The organism is Lutimonas halocynthiae (genome assembly GCF_030409835.1).
GTDB classification, from domain to species: domain Bacteria; phylum Bacteroidota; class Bacteroidia; order Flavobacteriales; family Flavobacteriaceae; genus Lutimonas; species Lutimonas halocynthiae.
This window is the reverse complement of the sequence record NZ_JAUFQO010000004.1, coordinates 628800-647425: the sequence shown is the minus strand read 5'-3', so window position 1 is coordinate 647425 and position 18626 is coordinate 628800. Positions and strand designations below refer to the sequence as shown.

Sequence of the window (18626 nt, the reverse complement as noted above, 5' to 3'; positions counted from 1 at the left end):
CAAAAAGGTGAAGAGTTAAAGGGAAAATTACCTTGGCCTATGCCAATTTGGAGTTGTGAATATTTCTGCTATGCTGACCTTGCCTCTTGGCTTCAATAAATAGTTGATAGTGTTCAGTACTTTGTATCTTGCGCTCCACATTTTTAATCAGTTATGGCTGGAATTTATATTCACATACCCTTTTGCAAGCAAGCCTGTTACTACTGTGATTTTCATTTTTCTACTTCGGTAAAGAAGAAGGGTGAAATGCTCAGGAGTATTCATAAAGAATTGTATTTGCGAAAATCTGAAATTAGTGAAGCGGTTGAAACCATTTATTTTGGTGGAGGAACTCCTTCATTATTGGATACCGAAGAGATAAATTTTATACTAGATCTTATCAAAGATAATTACGAAGTGGCTGTTAATCCGGAAATTACATTGGAGGCTAATCCGGATGATTTGTCAAATGAAAAAATAGAAGCCCTTGCCGCTTCAGATATAAATCGTTTGAGCATTGGTGTTCAATCATTTTTTGACGAAGATCTGATTTATATGAATAGAGCTCATAGTGCATTTGAAGCCAAGCAATCGTTAGATATGGCCATCCGTCATTTTGATAATATCACCATTGATCTTATCTACGGAATTCCAGGTCTTTCTGAGACGCGATGGCTGGAGAATTTAAAGCAAACTATTGATCTTGGGATAGGGCATATATCAAGTTATGCCTTAACGGTTGAATCAAAAACGGCTCTTGATCATTTCATCAAAAGTGGAAAATACCAGCCACTTGATGATGCCCTGGCTCAAAGACATTTTAAAATCTTGCAAGATATAGCTGAGGCGAATAAATATGATCAATATGAGGTTTCTAATTTTGGAAAAGAAGGCTTTTACTCCAGACACAATACGGCTTATTGGAAAGGAATAAGCTATCTGGGTGTAGGACCATCGTCTCATTCATATGATGGGACTTACAGGAGTTGGAATGTTTCAAACAATGCAAATTATATGGCATCAATTCAAAAAAGTGTTTTGCCATCTGAGAAAGAATTGCTCGAGGTAGAAGATAGAATCAATGAATCAATAATGACGGGCTTAAGAACTAAATGGGGTGTTTCACTTGTGGATATAGAAAAGAACTTTGGAGAGGCTCACAAGAATAAAATTTTACATAATGCTGCTAAATACTTGGAGCAGGGAACTTTAAAATTAAAAAAGGGGCAACTATCTTTGGGTCCTGATTCCTATTTTTTGGCTGATGGTATTTCAGCTGATTTGTTTTTACTGAAAGTATGATATATTTAGTACTTTTAAAACATCAAAGAATATTATGGAAGCTTTATTAGGCCTTTTTCTTGGAGCGATTATCACTTATTGGGTTTTGAAATATATCAAAATTCAAAAAAGAAAAGATATGACCAATGCGCAATCGGTCATCATTATGGAGCGGATCAGAAAGGTATGGAAACTCATTACGGTTGAAGGTGAATTTGCTGAAATTTATCATTACGAAAACACCAAGGAGCGTTTTATGAGCATGGTATCAAGTAAAAAGAAGGCCATTCTTTTGATCAATGCCAAGGCATATGTAGGTTATGACTTGTCTAAAATTAAAATGGAGGCTGTCAATGAAAAAAAAGTGATTAAACTAACTGATTTTCCTGAACCTCAAATTCTAAGTCTTGAGACAGATCTCAAATACTATGATAAGAAGGAAGGTCTTTTCAATAAATTTGACTCCACCGATTTAACTGAGGTTAATGTACAGGCAAAAGAACATGTGCTGTTAAAAATTCCAGAAAGTGGCTTGTTTGATACAGCTAAAAGTGAAGCCCTCGAGGCCGTGCTGTTAATAGAAAATATAGTAGAGACTATTGGCTGGACGCTGGATTATCAAGATTTATTATTAGCAAAAAGCAATAAAGGTATTCTTGGTAAAGAGGAAGTGATTAAAAAATTGGAATCCTGAGAAAGGACTAATCGAATTAATATAAAAAGTGAATCAAGAACAAGCCTTAGCTATATTAAAATCAGGAGATAATGTTTTTTTAACCGGCTCAGCCGGGGCTGGTAAAACGTATGTTCTTAATCAGTATATACAATACTTAAAAGCACGGAAAATTCCAGTTTCAATAACGGCTTCCACCGGTATTGCAGCCACTCATTTACAAGGAACCACTATTCATGCCTGGTCTGGAATTGGAATTAAAGATTCATTGACTACTAGGCAATTAAAGGAGCTTAGAGATAAAAAGTACCTCAAAAAGCATATTGAAAAAACCAAGGTTCTGATTATTGATGAGATCTCAATGTTGCATAGAAGACAATTTGATTTGGTGAATGAAGTGTTGCAATATTTTAGAGAGAATGACAAACCTTTTGGCGGGATACAAGTTGTTCTGTGCGGTGACTTTTTTCAGTTGCCTCCAATTGGAAGTTCAGGAGAGATCAACCGAGATAAGTTTTGTTTTATGTCACAGTCTTGGTTAAATGCCAACCTATCTATTTGTTATTTAACCGATCAGTATCGGCAAACAGAGGGTGAACTCAACAATATTCTGAATGAGATCAGGTCAGGGATGGTAACAGACAGATCAATCTCAATCCTTTCTACTAGTAACGAAAGTTTAGATATTGAAGAACCAACAAAATTATATACACATAATTTAGATGTTGATAGAATTAATTCAGCTCAGATTGCGGCGATTAAGGGCCGGAAAAAATCATTCAAAGCTAAGATTAAGGGAAATTTGAAACTAGCTGAATCGATCAAAAGGTCAATCATGGCGCCGGAATCATTAGAGTTGAAAAAGGACGCTAAAGTTATGTTTGTCAAGAATAATTACGAAAAAGGTTACCTGAATGGTTCATTAGGGACCATCATTAATTATAATGATGATGGAAATCCTGTTGTTCGCTTGAATAATGGTAATGAGATTACCGCAGAACCTGAAGACTGGAGAATAGAAGATGAGACCGGTAAACTTCTTGTGAGTTATGTCCAAGTTCCACTTCGGCTTGCATGGGCTATAACCGTGCATAAAAGTCAGGGAATGACGCTGGATGGAGCTGTAATGGATCTCAGTAAAACCTTTGAGAAAGGCCAGGGATATGTTGCTTTGTCAAGGGTTAAAGGATTAGAAGGATTGCAATTGATGGGTTTTAATCAAACGGCCCTTGAGGTTGATGGGTTGGCTTTAAAAGCTGACAGAAGGTTTCAGGAGCTATCATCTGAGATTGAACAAATTTTTGAAGAGGATGTTCTTGAGATTAAGGCTCGAAATTTTGTCAAAAAAAGCGGAGGTATCTCCAATAAAGACGAGATTCAGGAAAATAAAAAGAACCTGGAAAAAGGGGAGAAGGTGACAAAAAAATCAACTTATTTAGTCACAAAACAGTTGATTGACAAGGGAAATTCTCTTGAAGACATTGTAATAGAAAGAGGGTTGACACTCGGTACAGTTTCTACGCATCTTATCAAGATTATGGAGCTTTATCCTAAGACTGACCTCAGTCGATTCAAACCCGACTCAAAGACCTTGAATAAGGTTAAAAATACCAGAAATAAACTATTGAAAGAGGTTGGGCCAGGAGAGCGCATTAGCTTGAAGCCGATATTTGATATGCTGCAAGGCCAGGTGAGTTATGATCAGATAAAGATGTCTTTGGTATTTTTATAAAACTAGAAGCTGATTCATCATGCATATAGAAACGTTTAGAAACTATTGTCTTAGTAAACCGATGGTTACCGAGGAATTTCCTTTTGACGAGACAACCCTTGTTTTTAAAGTTTGCGGAAAAATGTTTGCCCTAACCGGATTAGAATCACCAGCGTTTAAAGTTAATTTGAAATGTGATCCTGATAAGGCCATTGAATTAAGGGAAAACTATGAAAGTATTACTGCAGGTTTTCATATGAACAAGAAGCATTGGAATACAGTATTGTTTGATGGATCATTCTCAGAGGACCTGTTTAAAGAGCTGATCGATCATTCCTATTTTTTAGTAGTAAATGGCCTGCCAAAAAAAATGCGCAATCAATTCAACTTTGATTAGCTTTTAGAAAAATAGACAAAATATATAGCGCTATGAGGAATATTGTTTACTACGTTGCAACTTCTTTGGATGGTTTTATTTCAGGACCGGATGGTGATATTAGTGGCTTTATGGCCAGTGGAAATGGAGTGGATCAATATCTCAAGGATATACAAAAGTATGACACCGTAATTATGGGCCGTACAACCTATGAGTTTGGGTATAAATTCGGAATGAAACCAGGTGATTTGGCTTACCCGCATATGGAACATTATATTTTTTCTGATAATTTGAAATTTGAAACAAAGGCAGAGGCCTTGCATCTCAGAAAATTGAATTTAGACCATATTTATGCACTGAGAAACCAAGAAGGACCAGATATTTATTTATGTGGAGGTGGTCAATTTGCAGGATGGTTATTGGAGCATGAGCAAATTACCCATTTGAAATTAAAGTTAAACCCATTTATTGCTGGAAAAGGCGTAAAACTTTTTGGATCTTCAACTAAGTTTTATAAAACGGAATTAATAGATAGTAATCTTTATGATGATGGGTTACAAATAATGACTTATAAATTAAATTACCAAATCCTTCGATAAGTAAAAGGGGGGTCTCGATAAAGAAATAGGTCACTTCGTCCTAAAGCATTTTTTATCGAATGATAAAAAGTATACTTTTCTTGTAAATTAACTAAACCCCTTTTTATGAAAAATTTACAATTCTATTTTTTAATGTTTTGCTTGTGTTTGTCAGTAAATGTCTTTGCACAGGATGAGGAAAAAAGACCCGAATTTATAACCGTAACTACCATGCATTGGAATATGGAGCAGGAAGATTATAGTTTGGATGAATGGAAAGCCGTTGAAAAAGAATATCTGGATAAGGTCGTGATGAAAAACGAATTGATTGCAGGTGCTTCTTTTTATATGCACAGGTTTACAGAAGACAATACAGAATTACTCTATGTGCAGACGTTTAATTCGTGGAATGATATTCACGATGCGGCTAACAGAAGCGGAGAATTGGCCAAAGAAGCATGGCCTGATGAAGCGGCTAGAGATGCGTTTTTTAAAAAGCGTATGGATTATTATTCGGTAGAACATTCTGACGAAATCTATGCGACTATGGATGGAGCTAAGCCATTAGCTGAAATGCCTACCAAAGATTTATTACTCTATTTGCAAGTGAGGCATTTTGCATATCCGGAAGATGGTACTTATGAAGAATGGAATGAATTGAATAAAGAATACCTGGAAAAAGTAGTTCATAAGAATGAGTATATAAAAGGATATTACCCAAATGAGCACTATTATGGGGCAGACAGAACAGAATATATTGAAGCCTTCTATGTAGAGTCATTGGCGGATCTTGATAAAATGCTGGATAAATTGGACGAACTTCCTAAAGAGGCATGGCCAGATGAAGCAGCAAGGAAAGAAATGGGTAAAAAAATGAGTAAATATTATACCGGAACCCATAGCGATTTTATTTATACCTATGTGTCCGGATTATCTAAGTAATTTGTTTTTGTTAAGTATTTATTCGCCGAACCGTATTTACGGTTCGGCGAATATTTTTAAGCACGCTTTCTGAATGCCGAAGGCGTAATTCCTTTCAAAGATTTAAATTTCCTGTTGAAATTCGTCAAATTGTTAAATCCGGATTTGTAAGAAACTTCGGCTATACTGAGATCTGTTTTTTTACTAAGAAGTTTACAAGCGTTTCCAACTCGTATATCAAGTAAAAAATTGATATACGTTTTATTGGTTCGTTGTTTAAAATACCGGCAAAAGGCATTTGGAGTCATGTTGGCAATATCAGCCACTTGATCCAGGTTTATGGTCTTATCAAAGTTTTGTAAAGTAAACTCAAAGATGTCTCTCATCCTTTTTCCTTCTTCTTCTCCGTATGATTTTTTGTGTATAGCAGATGATAAAGTCGTAATAGATGCGGTGTTAGCTATAGTTTTTAAAATTTCAATAAAGCAGATGAACCTGTCTAGCTTGTTTTGATGCACCAGTCCTTCAATTAAAGCTGCCAAACCATTTTGTTCTGCGTCAATTTTAAAACCAAGAGTGGAAGCCAGAAAAAATGGACCTAACTTTTTAAATTCGGGAAAATCGAAAAAATGATCCCCATAACTGGATTTCATAAAAAACATAGAAATCATGTGAACTGAGCCCTCTATTTTATCATTGTTAAACACATGGGGTAAATTCTCACCGATAACAAACAGATCGCCCTGGTGAAACTCACCAACATGGTCGCCAATAATAAAAGTGCCTTCACCTTTTTTTATCAAGCTGATTTGTGTTTCCTGATGCTGGTGCAGTTTGTCATAAAACATAAGCCCCTCGTCTTCTTGCACAACCAAGGTTGCATTTTCAGGTTTCGGGATTTTAAACGGCAGTACTTTCATGCGTATTTAGATAAATATTATTCAAAAATATATAATTATATCAATATTGAGTTAATATAGTACTATAATGTGCTAATTTATATGAAAACTAATACCATGGCTTCTTATACTTTTGCATAAAAACAAACATAATTATGAGTATACAATGGAAAGGGGTAATGCCTGCTGTAACAACCAAATTTAACGATCAGGATGAATTGGATTTGGAAAATTTTAAAGTCAATATTAAGGCACAACTAGACGCCGGAGTACATGGAATTATTTTGGGTGGTACCCTTGGAGAAGCAAGTACTTTAACCGAACTGGAGAAACGAACACTTGTTCGTGAAACAGTTTCTTATGTGAAAGGGGCGGTTCCTGTGATCATTAATATTGCTGAGCAATCTACCAAAGCAGCGATTGAATTAGCTCATATGGCCAAAGAAGATGGCGCCAGTGGCTTGATGATGTTACCTCCAATGCGTTACAAAGCTGACGATCGTGAAACGGTAACGTATTTTAGAAAAATAGCACAAAGCACTTCTCTTCCTATTATGATTTATAATAATCCAGTTGATTATGGTATTGAAGTGACCTTGGATATGTTTGAGGATTTATTAAATGATTGTCCAAACATTCAGGCTGTGAAGGAGTCAACAAGAGATATTTCAAACATCAATCGAATTAAAAACAGGTTTGGTGACAGATTGGCCATTTTATGCGGAGTTGATACTTTAGCTCTTGAAAGCTTGTTAATTGGTGCCGACGGTTGGGTTGCTGGTCTGGTATGTGCCTTTCCTGCCGAAACGGTGGCAATTTATGAATTGGCAAAAGCAGGAAGAACTAAAGAGGCAATCGAAATTTATAGATGGTTTTTACCATTGTTAGAATTAGATATAAACACTAAATTAGTACAGAATATCAAGTTGGCCGAAGTGGCAACCAGAATCGGTACAGAGAATGTTAGAGAACCCAGGTTACCTTTGGCTGGAGCCGAAAGAAAGAAAGTATTAGGCATTATTGATCAGGCAATTAAAGACAGACCATTGTTGCCAGATTATCAGAATTTATAGATGTTAGAAATCCGCCCAAATTGCGAGAATTGTAAAAAGCCTTTGGCTTTTGATGCGGTTGACGCTATGATCTGTTCCTTTGAATGCACATTTTGTAAATCTTGTGTTGATAAAGTACTTTTAGCTGTCTGCCCCAATTGTGGTGGAAATTTTACCCAGCGCCCTGAGCGCCCAGCAATTTTATTAAATAAATATCCCGTCTCTAAAAATCTGGTATATAAACCAGTAGATAAAGAAGAACACATAAAAAAATGGAAGATCACATGATAACAGGACAAAACCATATCGGATTTGAAAGAAGTGCTAAAGGTGCTAAACTATTTAAAACCTTCAATCCGAAATTAAACATTGAGAATTCAATTAAATTTCATGAAGCTTCAAGCGAAGAAATTGACAATGCGGTGAGCCTCGCCTGGAAAGCATTCCAATCGTATCAAAACTATTCCGGTGAAAGAAAAGGCGATTTTTTAAATGCCATTGCAGATGAAATTGAGGCTTTAGGGCAAGAATTGATAAGTGTTTATTGTGAAGAGTCTGGTCTGCCAGAGGGCAGAGCTATGGGTGAAAGAGGAAGAACAATGTTCCAGTTGCGAACTTTCGCAGAATTGGTTAAAAAAGGAGATTGGGTCAACGCCCATATTGATACGGCACAACCAGATCGTGCCCCATTGGCTAAACCAGATATCCGGAAAATGATGATTCCTTTAGGTCCGGTTGTTGTATTTGGAGCAAGTAATTTTCCATTGGCATATTCTACTGCAGGTGGAGACACAGCTGCTGCTTTAGCTGCAGGCTGCCCTGTTATTGTCAAGTCACATCCCATGCACGCCGGAACCGGTGAATTAGTTGCCTCAGCCATTAATAAAGCTGCTGAAAAAACAGGAATGCCGGATGGTGTTTTCTCAAACCTGAATAGTAGCGGAATAGAAGTGGGTGTTCAATTGGTGCAGCATCCTAAAGTCAAGGCTGTTGGATTTACAGGGAGCATAAAAGGAGGTCGTGCATTATATGATTTAGCTTCAAAAAGAGAGGAGCCAATACCTGTATTTGCAGAAATGGGAAGCGTAAATCCTGTGGTTTTTCTGCCAGAAGCTTTAAAAGAAAGAGGAGATGATCTTGCCAAGACCTACGCAGGTTCAGTCACATTAGGAGCCGGGCAGTTTTGTACAAACCCAGGCTTGTTATTAGGTTTAAAGGATTCAAATCTTGAGCAATTTGTGAACACCTTGTCTGAAGAAATTGTGAAGATCGAACCAGGATGTATGCTGCACCCTAATATTATTGGGGCCTATGAAATGAATAAAGGAAAAGCACTGGCTCAGCAAGGATTGCAAATGGTAGCAGAGTATGACCAGGAGGTTGGTGCTAACGTGGCCAGACAGGCTGTAACCACTGTTGAAGGGGATACTTTTTTACAAAATCCTGCATTACACCAAGAAGTATTTGGACCTTTTACAATGGTTGTTCAATGTAAAGATAAAGAACAGTTGGAAGCCATCATTTTTAAAATGGAAGGTCAATTAACAGGGACACTTATTGCTAAAGGAGACGAGGCGAGCGCCTATCCGGGTGTTATTGAGGCATTAAAAAACAGGGTAGGACGTATCATATTTAATGGCGTACCAACAGGAGTTGAGGTTTGTCCTTCAATGGTTCATGGAGGGCCATATCCTGCATCGACTGATAGTAGGTTTACTGCAGTTGGAATCAATTCAATCAAACGATGGGTAAGACCATTTAGTTACCAGGATTGGCCAGATTCATTATTGCCGGATGCCTTACAAAACGAGAATCCACTTGGAATTATCAGATTGGTCAATAATCAATTGACGTCAGAAAGCATATAAGTTTATGAGGGTAAAAACTATTTTTTTCGCTTTTGCCCTTTTCACATTTGTTGCCTGTGAATCGGGTAAGCCCAAAGCCTCTGGCAGATTAGAGACCGTTATTGAAAAGGTAGAGCGTCATGACGGATATGACGAAGACAAATTCCCATTAGGTGTATTTACTGAAACTTATTTCGAAAGCGAAGCAAATTTTGCTCAACAATGTTTGAAGGACTTGCAAGAAATCGATTCTCAGCATCTCAGTGATACGGAGCAGATTTCTTATGAATTACTAAGGTTTACTTTGCAGAATAAGGTAGATTATAATTCTTTTGAGATGTATTTGAATCCACTCTTGTCTGATTCAGGTTTTCACAGCAATTTAGTCTATAAGGTAAAACCCTTGGGAAACTATAAAGAGACTAAGGATTATTTAAAGTTGTTAAATGATATTCCAAGGTTTGTAGATGAGTACTTTGTTCTTCTTGAAAAAGGATTAAAAAAGGGCGTGTCTCAGCCAAAAATTATTTTCAAGGGTTACGAAAGTACCTATGACAAGCATCTGGTTGAGAATTATACGGAATCTTTTTTTTATAGTCCTTTTTTAAATTTACCGGATAATTTAACGACAAAACAAAAAGATTCTGTTTTACAGGCAGCGGAAAATAGTATTGTTAAAGACGTTACACCTCAATTCAAAAGGATCAAGAAGTTTTTTGAGGAGACGTATTTACCAAATACCCGAACAGATTTAGGGGTTTCAAAAACCCCAAATGGGGAAGCTTTTTATCAGAATAGGATTAATTTCTATACCAGCAGTGAACAGTATTCAGCCAAAGACATTCATGAAATTGGTTTGAGCGAAGTGGGGCGTATCAAAAGTGAAATGCTGAAAATAATAGAGGAGCTAAAGTTCAAAGGATCATATGAAGATTTTCTGTTATTCCTGAGAACGGATGCGCAATTTTACGCTCAAAGCCCGGATGAATTGATGATGATAGCCAGAGACATGGCAAAAAGAGCAGACGAGCAGCTTCCCAGGTTTTTTATCACCTTACCAAGAAAACCTTATGGTGTGGCACCGGTTCCAGACGCAATTGCTCCTAAATACACAGCAGGCAGGTATGTTGGAACTGAGGCTGATAGCGCTGAACCTGGTTATTATTGGGTAAATACTTATGATCTTCCAAGCAGAACCCTTTATACGCTTCCGGCATTGACGGTGCATGAAGCAGTTCCTGGGCATCATCTTCAAATTAGTTTAAACAACGAATTAGGGGATCGAATTCCGGAATTCAGAAGGGATTTATATATTTCCGCTTATGGAGAAGGTTGGGGACTTTATTCAGAGTTCCTTGCCGGGGAGATGGGTATGTATACCAGTCCATATGAACGATTTGGACAATTGACTTATGAAATGTGGCGTGCCTGTAGATTGGTGGTCGATACCGGGATACATGCTTTTGATTGGAGTAGAGAAGAAGTGATAGCGTATATGAGAACAAATACGGCACTTTCATTACATGAAATTGAAACGGAAACTGATCGCTATATCTCCTGGCCAGGGCAGGCTTTATCCTATAAAATTGGAGAGCTGAAAATAAGAGAATTAAGATTAAAAGCTGAAGAGAATCTAGGGCCAGAGTTTGACATAAGAGAATTTCACGAAATTATTTTAGAAGAAGGTACAGTGACCCTGCCGATATTAGAAAAAAGAATCAATCAATACATTGATAATAAAAAGAATGGCGCGTAATATTTTTAATTGCATTGACGGACATACTTGTGGTAACCCCGTGCGGCTCATTACAAGCGGAGGGCCTGAACTTCAAGGTAATAACATGAGTGAAAAAAGGCTTCATTTTATGAAAGACTTTGATTGGATCAGACAAGGGTTGATGTACGAACCCAGAGGGCATGATATGATGAGCGGGAGTATTATCTATCCACCTCATGATCCAGAGAATGACTTTGCCATTTTATTTGTGGAAACTTCTGGTTGTTTACCCATGTGTGGTCATGGAACCATAGGCACTATAACTATTGGAATAGAGGAAGGTTATATCAAGCCCAAAGTTGCAGGTAAGATTAAAATGGAAGCCCCGGCTGGTTTAGTGGCTATTGAATATGAGCAAAAGGAAGGGAAAGTTACTTCGGTAAAACTGACAAATGTAAAAAGTTACCTTGCCGCTGAAGGCTTGACTGTTGATTGCCCTGATCTTGGAGAAATTATTTTTGACGTTGCTTATGGGGGTAATTATTATGCGATTGTCGATCCGCAAAAAAACTATACCGGACTGCAAGATTTCACAGCCGGTCAGATCATCCAGTACTCACAGACCGTAAGGAAGCGGATTAATGAAAAATATCCGGATTATTTTATTCATCCTGAAAATGAGTCAATCAGAAACGTGAGTCATATGTTATGGACGGGGCAAACTCTTGATGCAAATTCATCGGGAAGAAATGCTGTCTTTTATGGCGATAAAGCCATTGACAGATCACCTTGTGGTACAGGAACTTCTGCGAGATTGGCACAATTACATGCCAAAGGTAAATTGAAAAAAGGAGCGTCTTATATTCATGAAAGCTATATAGGATCTACCTTTATTGGATGTGTTGAAGAAGAAACAAATATCAATGGGAAACCAGCCATTATTCCGAGTATTCAAGGCTGGGCCAAGGTATATGGATATAATACAATTATTATTGACGAGGAAGATGATCCATATGCTCATGGATTTCAAGTTATTTGATAGGGATTTATAAATTAGTAAGGAATGAAAAAGTGTATCATTATTGGAGGTGGCGTCATAGGCCTTTGCACAGCCTATTATTTACAAAGAGAAGGGCATCAGGTTACAGTTATTGATCAGTCTTCTATGGATCAAGGCGCTTCTTATGTCAATGCAGGGTATATTTCACCAAGTCATATCATTCCATTGTCAGCTCCTGGAGTTGTCAGGAAAGGAATAGAGTGGATGTTTGACCCTTCGAGTCCTTTTTATGTAAAACCTAGAATAGATGCTGATTTTTTGCGCTGGGCATGGGCCTTTAATAAGAGTTGTTCTGAAAAGCACGTAAAGACTTCCATGCAGGTCATCAGAGATATTGCTGTTTTAAGTCATGAATTATACCAAGACATTAGTAAAGAAGCAGACTTTAATTTTCACTTTGAAAAGAAAGGTTTATTGATGTTGTGCAAGACTGAAAAGATGTTAGAAGAAGAAATAGAAGTAGCTGAATTAGCCGCTAAAGTTGATCTCGAAGCAACAGTCTTAGATAGAGAAGGGTTAAAGTTATTGGAGCCCAACCTTGAAGTAGATGCGATTGGGGCTACTTTTTATAAATGTGATGCCCATTCTACGCCAGCTGAGTTTATGAGCGATCTAAAAAAGTGTTTGCTGAAAAATGGAGTTGAAATTCTGAAAGGCCAGAAAGTTGTAGATGTTGATTTGAAAGACAATAAGATCATAGCGGTGAAAAGCGACAAGGGATTGATTAGTGGAGATGAGTTTGTCTTCGCTGCAGGTTCATGGACTGGCTTGATCGCTAAAAAATTAGGCATGCAATTATTGCTACAGGCAGGTAAGGGCTATAGAATCAATGTAACTCGCGATACAGGGATAAAGTATCCTGCTATTCTGGCTGAAGCGAAAGTAGCGGTGACGCCAATGAATGGATTTACCCGTTTTGCCGGAACGATGGAAATCAACAAGATCAATGATGATGTGAACCCGGTTCGTGTAAAAGCGATAGCCAGAGCTGCTGCTGACTATTATCCTGAAGTAGCTATAAAAAATGAGGAAATGAAAAATGCAGCATCTGGATTAAGACCCCTGTCACCGGATGGATTACCCTATATAGGAAGGACTAAAAACTGTACAAATCTTACCATTGCCACAGGGCATGCAATGATGGGTTGGACCATGGCAACAGGAACTGGGAAGCTTGTTTCAGAGGTCATTACATCGAAGAAGACATCTTTAGTTTTAGAGCCCTTTAGTCCGGATAGAAAATTTTAATCTTTTAGTTTATTATGAAATACCAAGCTTTACCTAACCGTCTTTATATCAAGAATAGAAATAATTTTGGTGCTGCGATGAGTTCGAATGCCATTGCTTTGCTTTGTTCAAATGATGTGCAATATACCAATGCCGATGATAGCATGGGATTTGCTCAGAATAATGACCTTTTCTATTTGTCAGGGATTGATCAGGAAGAATCAACCTTGTTATTATATCCTGATGCAAGTAAGCAAGAAAACAAAGAGATCCTTTTTATTAAAAAAACGGATGATCATATCAAAGTATGGGAAGGTGAAAAATTAACAAAAACTGAAGCTTCGACAATTTCAGGGATTAAAAGAATTGAGTGGACAGAAGACTTTGAAAAAATTCTGCAATCGGTGGCCTTTGAAGCGGATGCATTTTTTCTTGGACATAATGAGCACTTAAAAAGAGCCACCCGCGAATTAGAGACACAACAAGACCGATTGATCAAATGGTGCAGAAAACAATATCCTTTGCACGTCTATGACAGGGCAGCTAAACTGACCCGCGGGCTAAGACAGGTGAAATCTGAAGAAGAGGTTCAAATGATTCAGCAAGCTGCGGATATCAGTATAAAAGGTTTTGAGCGCGTTTTGAAGAAAGTAAAGCCAGGAATAAAAGAATATGAACTTGAGGCAGAACTGACTTATGTGTTCTTTAAAAATGGTGCTATAAGACACGCTTTTAAACCAATTGTAGCATCGGGTAAAAATGCTTGTGCTTTGCATTATAACGACAATGATGACCTTTGCCAGGATGGTGATATGATACTCATGGATTTTGGGGTTTGTTATGCCAATTACAATTCAGATACCACCAGATGCTTTCCTGTGAATGGAAAATTTTCTGCACGTCAAAAGGAAGTATATCGGGCAGTATTAAATTGTTTAAAGAAAGGGTCAGCCTTGCTGAAACCAGGTGTGGTGTCAGAAAAGTATGAAGCAGACATGGCAGCTTTAGTTGAAAAAGAACTAATAGGTCTGGGCTTATTAACATCGGCTGATATTGCCAAGCAAGATCCTGATCAGCCACTTTATAAGAAATATTTTATGCATGGCACGGCCCATCATATTGGATTGGATGTTCACGATGTGGGATTGTACTCAAGACCTTTTGAAGCAGGAATGGTACTCACCTGTGAGCCGGGTATTTATATTCCGGAGGAAGGTATTGGTTGCAGACTTGAAAACGATTACTTATTAACCTCTGGGGGGAATATTAACTTGACAGCAAACATGCCAATTGAAATAGAGGATATTGAACGTTTGATGGCTGGCGCTTAATAGTCGGAAGCATCCAAACGCATGGTTATAAGATGTTTCTTGAAGCCGACTTTTTCATAGGCTTTGATGGCCGAAGGATTGTCTTGATATACAGCCAGTCTTATTTCATTGACGTCTCTTTCTTTACACCACTGAATTAAATCTTCAATCAGGAGCTTGTTTAGTCCTTGACCTCTATGAGCCTCATCAACATACATAAAACCGAGATAACCCTGTAAATCATGCTTTAAATAGTGTCTGTCAGCCTTTATCTGAGCATAGCCAGAAGCTACAATCTTTGAATTGCATTCTACAACCAACACTTCAGTGTCTGTTTGTTTTATAAAGTCAGCAATATCGTAGTATGAAACTTCACCTTCTTTGATAGTGCTGTCCATGGGGCGTTCCACTTTTATCAAAGCCTGCTCAAATTCAAGAAGTAGCGGCAAATCAGCCAAGGTCGCTTTTCGGATGGAATACATCATATTCATTTAGATTCGATTCATAATAGGAGTTGATTAACTGGAAGTGTCTGCAATGATCTTCCATTCTCCTTTGATTTTTTTAAGAATGAGCATAAAAATTCCATCGGCATTGCCCATGGTTCTTTTCAAATGGTATTCTCCCATAACATAGTAAGAGCCCTCATCTATGATGGATATTTCATTAAGAACAAATTCTAAAGTGCCAAAATGTTCTTTTGTGGGATAGGCTTTTTTATAACGTGCTAGGGTATTGTCCCATCCATAGGTAACACCGTTACTTCCATAGAACTTTAGGTCTTCAGATTTCCAATAGCCTTCCATAAACCCATCAATATCGTAGTTGTTCCAGGCTTGCCTTTGAACTTCAAGCAGGTTTTTTATCGCTTCTTTATCCGCGTTTTGTGCGAGTGTTGAAACAGAATTTAAACAGACAATACTGATTAGTAAGATTAGATTTTTCATCATTTATTTTTTAGATTTTCATATAGTCTTCTGAAAGAACTTTTTTTAGCCCGAGTAAAACCTGTTCTGCATTAGTCTTTGAAAAAACCATAGGAGGTTTGATCTTTAAAACATTGTGATCAGGGCCGTCAACGCTCATTAAAATACCGAGGTCTTTCATGCGATTTGCCAGATAGGCTGTTAGATCAGCTAAGGGATTTAGCGCATTGTCTGTTAATTCAATGCCTAAAAACAAACCTTGGCCTCTTACATCCTTAATAATGGCAAAATCTTTAGAAATTTTAAGGAGTTCTTTCTTTAAGAAGTTACCCACTTCAAGCGCATTTTCTTGCAGTTTTTCTCTTTTAATGGTTTGTAAAACTTCAGTGGCAATTGCACAAGACACTGGGTTACCACCAAAAGTATTAAAATATTCCATGCCATTCGCAAATACATCAGCAACAGCTCTGGTGCAAACAACAGCAGCTACAGGATGGCCATTCCCTAAGGGTTTTCCAATCGTCACAATGTCAGGAATAACATCGTGTTGTTGAAAACCCCAAAAAGTCGATCCTATTCTGCCACAGCCAACCTGCACTTCATCTGAAATACAAAGTCCACCAGTGTTTCTGACATGCTCGTAAGCCTTGCCTAAGAACCCTTTAGGTAATTCAATTTGGCCTCCACAACTAATAATGGGTTCAATAATAAATGCCGCTGGCGCTTTTCCGGCCTTTAAAAGGGATTGAATTGTAAGGTCAACTTCATGAGCATATTTTTCACCTGAATCTACACCTCTGTATTTTCCTCTAAAGCTATCTGGCATAGGAATCAAGTGTGTATGCTCAGGGCAACCACTTCCTCCTTTTCCGTCAAACTTATAGGAACTGATTTCTACGCAGGCATTGGTATTTCCATGATAGCCCATTTCTGATGCCAGTATATCTTTTTTGCCAGTAACAACTTTTGCCATTCGTAATGCAAGTTCATTGGCCTCACTACCGGAGTTCACAAAATGAACAACTGATAATTCTGGCGGAAAGGTTTCCAAAAGTGCTTCTGCCAGTATGCGGATGTTCTCATGTAAGTATCTTGTATTGGTGTTCAACAAGGCCATTTGCTCTTGCCCAGCTTTGACTACTGCTACATGTTCATGGCCTACATGGGCCACATTGTTTACCGTATCCAGATAACTCGTTCCGAATTGATCTATCAAATAAGCCCCTAATCCACGAACGATCTGGATAGGTTCATCATAAGACAAACTCATTCCCTTACCCAAATGCTCTTTCCGGTAGGAGACGATGTCTGAATTTGATAAAGATATAGAGGGTTTTAGGCTTTCTAATTTAAAAAGCAAATTAGGATCAGGGCATAAACTCCTCCAGACTTCCAGCTCACTTTTATAGGCTACCCCCGGGAAATCAATATCATAATCTAATAAAGAGAGCATGAGTTCAAAATGAAGATGAGGTGGCCAGTTCCCATTTTCAGGATAATCACCCAAATAAGCAAGTAATTCACCAGGCGCAACTTTTTCTCCCACTTTTCTGGCAAGCGCACTTTTAACGGATAGGTGTCCATAGAGACTATAAAAAGTCAGGTCATCTATCTGGTGTTTTAGAATGATTAAACCACCGTATTCTTTATCTCCTTCATCATTGGTTGCCACGATGATTTCTCCAGGCAATAAACTGTGTACTGGCGTTTCAGGCGGTAGCCAAAAATCGATTCCAAGATGTATAGTTCTGCTCTCCGGCCTTTCATTGCCCATTTTCATATAGGCATCTGTTGTATAAACCATTCGAGGTTCGAGATAACCGCCTGCTATAATTTTATCAGGATGTTGCTGCTGAAGTTTGTTGATTTTAAATTCAAAAAGATCAAAATCTGCAAAATCACTTAAATGCCCTAACCATTTACTCGAAACACTCAGGTCAAGAGTAAGGCAATCTTTTGACTTGCGACTGGGAAAAAGTGTTTCAATACGCAGCTTGGTTTGAGATGCCCATTTGACAAACGCAGCTTCTTGAGGATGTCCGGAAAAGCCACAAGCATTTCTGATGCTAAAATGTACAAAATCAGCACTGAGACTTTCCCACTTCCATAATACATCCCATGCTTTGGCTTCGCTAACTTGTAAATAGACATTGTCTGGCTCCTGAATCTTGTTCATGGCAGATTTTGTAACCGTGATGACGAGCCTCATGGCGATTAAATCATATAGAAAACCAAGTTCTTTTTCAAGAATTGGCCAGCTTTTGTTATAACCTGAAATGATGGCTACACATGCCGATAAAGGATCTTCCTGATTCATGATGCCATAAGCACATGTAATGGCAAGATCATTTATGGATTGGGTATAGATAGCATCTCCATAATCAATTGCCGCTAATACCTCAGGCGTTTTGAGATCTGATGATACAATGACATTATGATCATTGGGATCATTATGTATCACCGACTTTCTCAATAATTTGTATCCTTTCTGCGCCTTTTTAAATCGATTTTGAAAGTATTGCAAGATTCTTTGCTGATCATCATTGAACAGTTCAAGCTGTGAGCTGGTCCATAAAGATGCTGCAAGATCCCACTCAAATATTCTGTGCGCACTTGGATGATCAAAATTCTCGAGGGCTTTGGTGAGTTTACCACAAGACTCTCCTAAACTAAGCCTCAAAGAATCTCTTTGTGGATTTATCTGATAGTACATTCGGCCTGGAATCCAACTGAGTAACCTCGTGTGTCTTTGTCGTCCATAATCATCTATGACCTTAGCGATGAGCTCAGAAGAAAGATCCAAGAAGGGTTCTGGCGCCAATAATTCTGTTTTACTTTTAGCCAGGTGTTGTAGCAATTTTTGTTGAAAATCTAATTCTTCTATTGCTACCCCGGGTCTTGAAATTTTCAAGATATAGCTATCTTTTTTGTCAACACGAATTTTAAAATTCATGTCATATTCTCCCGGAAGAGGGCTTGCTTCTCCTTTGATTCCGTATTGCTGAAAAAGAATTTCTTCAGCTTTTTTCGGCTTGATTAATATGTTATCATAGTTGAGTTCTTCCATAA

At 37.9% G+C, this 18626-nt stretch carries 17 protein-coding genes; 13 read left to right on the top strand and 4 right to left on the bottom strand.

From position 1 onward, the window contains the following. The first annotated feature begins 153 nt into the window (after positions 1–153). The 6 genes from hemW (at position 154) to QWY87_RS08665 (ending at position 5540) form a co-directional block, all read left to right on the top strand. The gene (gene hemW, locus QWY87_RS08690; RefSeq protein WP_290290317.1) at positions 154–1281 is read left to right on the top strand and encodes a radical SAM family heme chaperone HemW; all 1128 of its coding nucleotides are present in this window, start codon (positions 154–156) and stop codon (positions 1279–1281) included. A 34-nt stretch (positions 1282–1315) separates the two neighbouring features. Beyond that, positions 1316–1954, top strand: a complete 639-nt coding sequence (locus QWY87_RS08685) for a DUF4230 domain-containing protein (protein ID WP_290290316.1) — start codon at positions 1316–1318, stop codon at positions 1952–1954. 28 nt (positions 1955–1982) lie between these two features. Continuing rightward, positions 1983–3665 (top strand): AAA family ATPase, encoded by a 1683-nt coding sequence (locus QWY87_RS08680; RefSeq protein WP_290290315.1) that lies wholly within the window; start codon positions 1983–1985, stop codon positions 3663–3665. Positions 3666–3684: 19 nt separating this feature from the next. Further along, complete coding sequence (locus QWY87_RS08675; RefSeq protein WP_290290313.1) at positions 3685–4041, top strand: MmcQ/YjbR family DNA-binding protein; 357 nt, start codon at positions 3685–3687, stop codon at positions 4039–4041. A 32-nt stretch (positions 4042–4073) separates the two neighbouring features. Beyond that, positions 4074–4619 carry a dihydrofolate reductase family protein gene (locus QWY87_RS08670; RefSeq protein ID WP_290290312.1) on the top strand — a complete coding sequence of 182 codons (546 nt, stop codon included), beginning with the start codon at positions 4074–4076 and terminating at the stop codon, positions 4617–4619. A gap of 105 nt (positions 4620–4724) precedes the next feature. After that, the gene (locus tag QWY87_RS08665; RefSeq protein ID WP_290290310.1) at positions 4725–5540 is read left to right on the top strand and encodes a hypothetical protein; all 816 of its coding nucleotides are present in this window, start codon (positions 4725–4727) and stop codon (positions 5538–5540) included. A gap of 56 nt (positions 5541–5596) precedes the next feature. Here QWY87_RS08665 and QWY87_RS08660 read toward each other — a convergent pair whose 3' ends face one another. After that, entirely contained in the window at positions 5597–6439 is an 843-nt protein-coding gene (locus QWY87_RS08660) for an AraC family transcriptional regulator (protein ID WP_290290307.1), read from the bottom strand. 134 nt (positions 6440–6573) lie between these two features. On the opposite strand from QWY87_RS08660, the gene QWY87_RS08655 reads away from it, so the two are divergent. From QWY87_RS08655 to QWY87_RS08625, 7 genes are read left to right on the top strand one after another with little or no spacing between them, the layout of a single operon-like run. Continuing rightward, the gene (locus QWY87_RS08655; RefSeq protein WP_290290305.1) at positions 6574–7491 is read left to right on the top strand and encodes a dihydrodipicolinate synthase family protein; all 918 of its coding nucleotides are present in this window, start codon (positions 6574–6576) and stop codon (positions 7489–7491) included. Beyond that, the gene (locus tag QWY87_RS08650; protein WP_290290303.1) at positions 7492–7758 is read left to right on the top strand and encodes a DUF1272 domain-containing protein; all 267 of its coding nucleotides are present in this window, start codon (positions 7492–7494) and stop codon (positions 7756–7758) included. Then, a complete protein-coding gene (locus QWY87_RS08645) occupies positions 7755–9338 on the top strand; it encodes an aldehyde dehydrogenase (NADP(+)) (RefSeq protein ID WP_290290301.1) in 1584 nt (527 codons plus the stop codon). The genes QWY87_RS08650 and QWY87_RS08645 overlap by 4 nt, the downstream gene beginning before the upstream one ends. A gap of 4 nt (positions 9339–9342) precedes the next feature. Further along, complete coding sequence (locus tag QWY87_RS08640; protein ID WP_290290299.1) at positions 9343–11073, top strand: DUF885 domain-containing protein; 1731 nt, start codon at positions 9343–9345, stop codon at positions 11071–11073. Next, positions 11063–12073, top strand: coding sequence for a 4-hydroxyproline epimerase (locus QWY87_RS08635; protein WP_290290298.1), 1011 nt, complete (start codon positions 11063–11065; stop codon positions 12071–12073). The genes QWY87_RS08640 and QWY87_RS08635 overlap by 11 nt, the downstream gene beginning before the upstream one ends. Positions 12074–12097: 24 nt before the next feature. Continuing rightward, positions 12098–13342, top strand: coding sequence for an NAD(P)/FAD-dependent oxidoreductase (locus QWY87_RS08630; protein ID WP_290290297.1), 1245 nt, complete (start codon positions 12098–12100; stop codon positions 13340–13342). 14 nt (positions 13343–13356) lie between these two features. Beyond that, positions 13357–14652, top strand: a complete 1296-nt coding sequence (locus tag QWY87_RS08625) for an aminopeptidase P family protein (protein WP_290290295.1) — start codon at positions 13357–13359, stop codon at positions 14650–14652. Here QWY87_RS08625 and QWY87_RS08620 read toward each other — a convergent pair. The 3 genes from QWY87_RS08620 to QWY87_RS08610 are packed head-to-tail and all read right to left on the bottom strand — an operon-like array spanning position 14649 to position 18624. Next, positions 14649–15116 (bottom strand): GNAT family N-acetyltransferase, encoded by a 468-nt coding sequence (locus tag QWY87_RS08620; protein WP_353959160.1) that lies wholly within the window; start codon positions 15114–15116, stop codon positions 14649–14651. The genes QWY87_RS08625 and QWY87_RS08620 overlap by 4 nt on opposite strands. Before the next feature lie 33 nt (positions 15117–15149). Next, positions 15150–15578, bottom strand: a complete 429-nt coding sequence (locus QWY87_RS08615; RefSeq protein ID WP_290290291.1) for a YybH family protein — start codon at positions 15576–15578, stop codon at positions 15150–15152. 10 nt (positions 15579–15588) lie between these two features. Continuing rightward, positions 15589–18624 (bottom strand): aminotransferase class III-fold pyridoxal phosphate-dependent enzyme, encoded by a 3036-nt coding sequence (locus QWY87_RS08610; protein ID WP_290290289.1) that lies wholly within the window; start codon positions 18622–18624, stop codon positions 15589–15591. Between the last annotated feature and the right edge of the window lie 2 nt (positions 18625–18626).

Excerpts from the sequence above, each read along its gene's own strand:
- hemW (WP_290290317.1), top strand. The coding sequence starts at position 154 with ATGGCTGGAATTTATATTCACATACCCTTTTGCAAGCAAGCCTGTTAC.
- QWY87_RS08685 (WP_290290316.1), top strand. The coding sequence starts at position 1,316 with ATGGAAGCTTTATTAGGCCTTTTTCTTGGAGCGATTATCACTTATTGG.
- QWY87_RS08675 (WP_290290313.1), top strand. The coding sequence starts at position 3,685 with ATGCATATAGAAACGTTTAGAAACTATTGTCTTAGTAAACCGATGGTT.
- QWY87_RS08670 (WP_290290312.1), top strand. The coding sequence starts at position 4,074 with ATGAGGAATATTGTTTACTACGTTGCAACTTCTTTGGATGGTTTTATT.
- QWY87_RS08665 (WP_290290310.1), top strand. The coding sequence starts at position 4,725 with ATGAAAAATTTACAATTCTATTTTTTAATGTTTTGCTTGTGTTTGTCA.
- QWY87_RS08660 (WP_290290307.1), bottom strand. The coding sequence starts at position 6,439 with ATGAAAGTACTGCCGTTTAAAATCCCGAAACCTGAAAATGCAACCTTG.
- QWY87_RS08655 (WP_290290305.1), top strand. The coding sequence starts at position 6,574 with ATGAGTATACAATGGAAAGGGGTAATGCCTGCTGTAACAACCAAATTT.
- QWY87_RS08650 (WP_290290303.1), top strand. The coding sequence starts at position 7,492 with ATGTTAGAAATCCGCCCAAATTGCGAGAATTGTAAAAAGCCTTTGGCT.
- QWY87_RS08645 (WP_290290301.1), top strand. The coding sequence starts at position 7,755 with ATGATAACAGGACAAAACCATATCGGATTTGAAAGAAGTGCTAAAGGT.
- QWY87_RS08640 (WP_290290299.1), top strand. The coding sequence starts at position 9,343 with ATGAGGGTAAAAACTATTTTTTTCGCTTTTGCCCTTTTCACATTTGTT.
- QWY87_RS08635 (WP_290290298.1), top strand. The coding sequence starts at position 11,063 with ATGGCGCGTAATATTTTTAATTGCATTGACGGACATACTTGTGGTAAC.
- QWY87_RS08630 (WP_290290297.1), top strand. The coding sequence starts at position 12,098 with ATGAAAAAGTGTATCATTATTGGAGGTGGCGTCATAGGCCTTTGCACA.
- QWY87_RS08625 (WP_290290295.1), top strand. The coding sequence starts at position 13,357 with ATGAAATACCAAGCTTTACCTAACCGTCTTTATATCAAGAATAGAAAT.
- QWY87_RS08620 (WP_353959160.1), bottom strand. The coding sequence starts at position 15,116 with ATGATGTATTCCATCCGAAAAGCGACCTTGGCTGATTTGCCGCTACTT.
- QWY87_RS08615 (WP_290290291.1), bottom strand. The coding sequence starts at position 15,578 with ATGAAAAATCTAATCTTACTAATCAGTATTGTCTGTTTAAATTCTGTT.
- QWY87_RS08610 (WP_290290289.1), bottom strand. The coding sequence starts at position 18,624 with ATGGAAGAACTCAACTATGATAACATATTAATCAAGCCGAAAAAAGCT.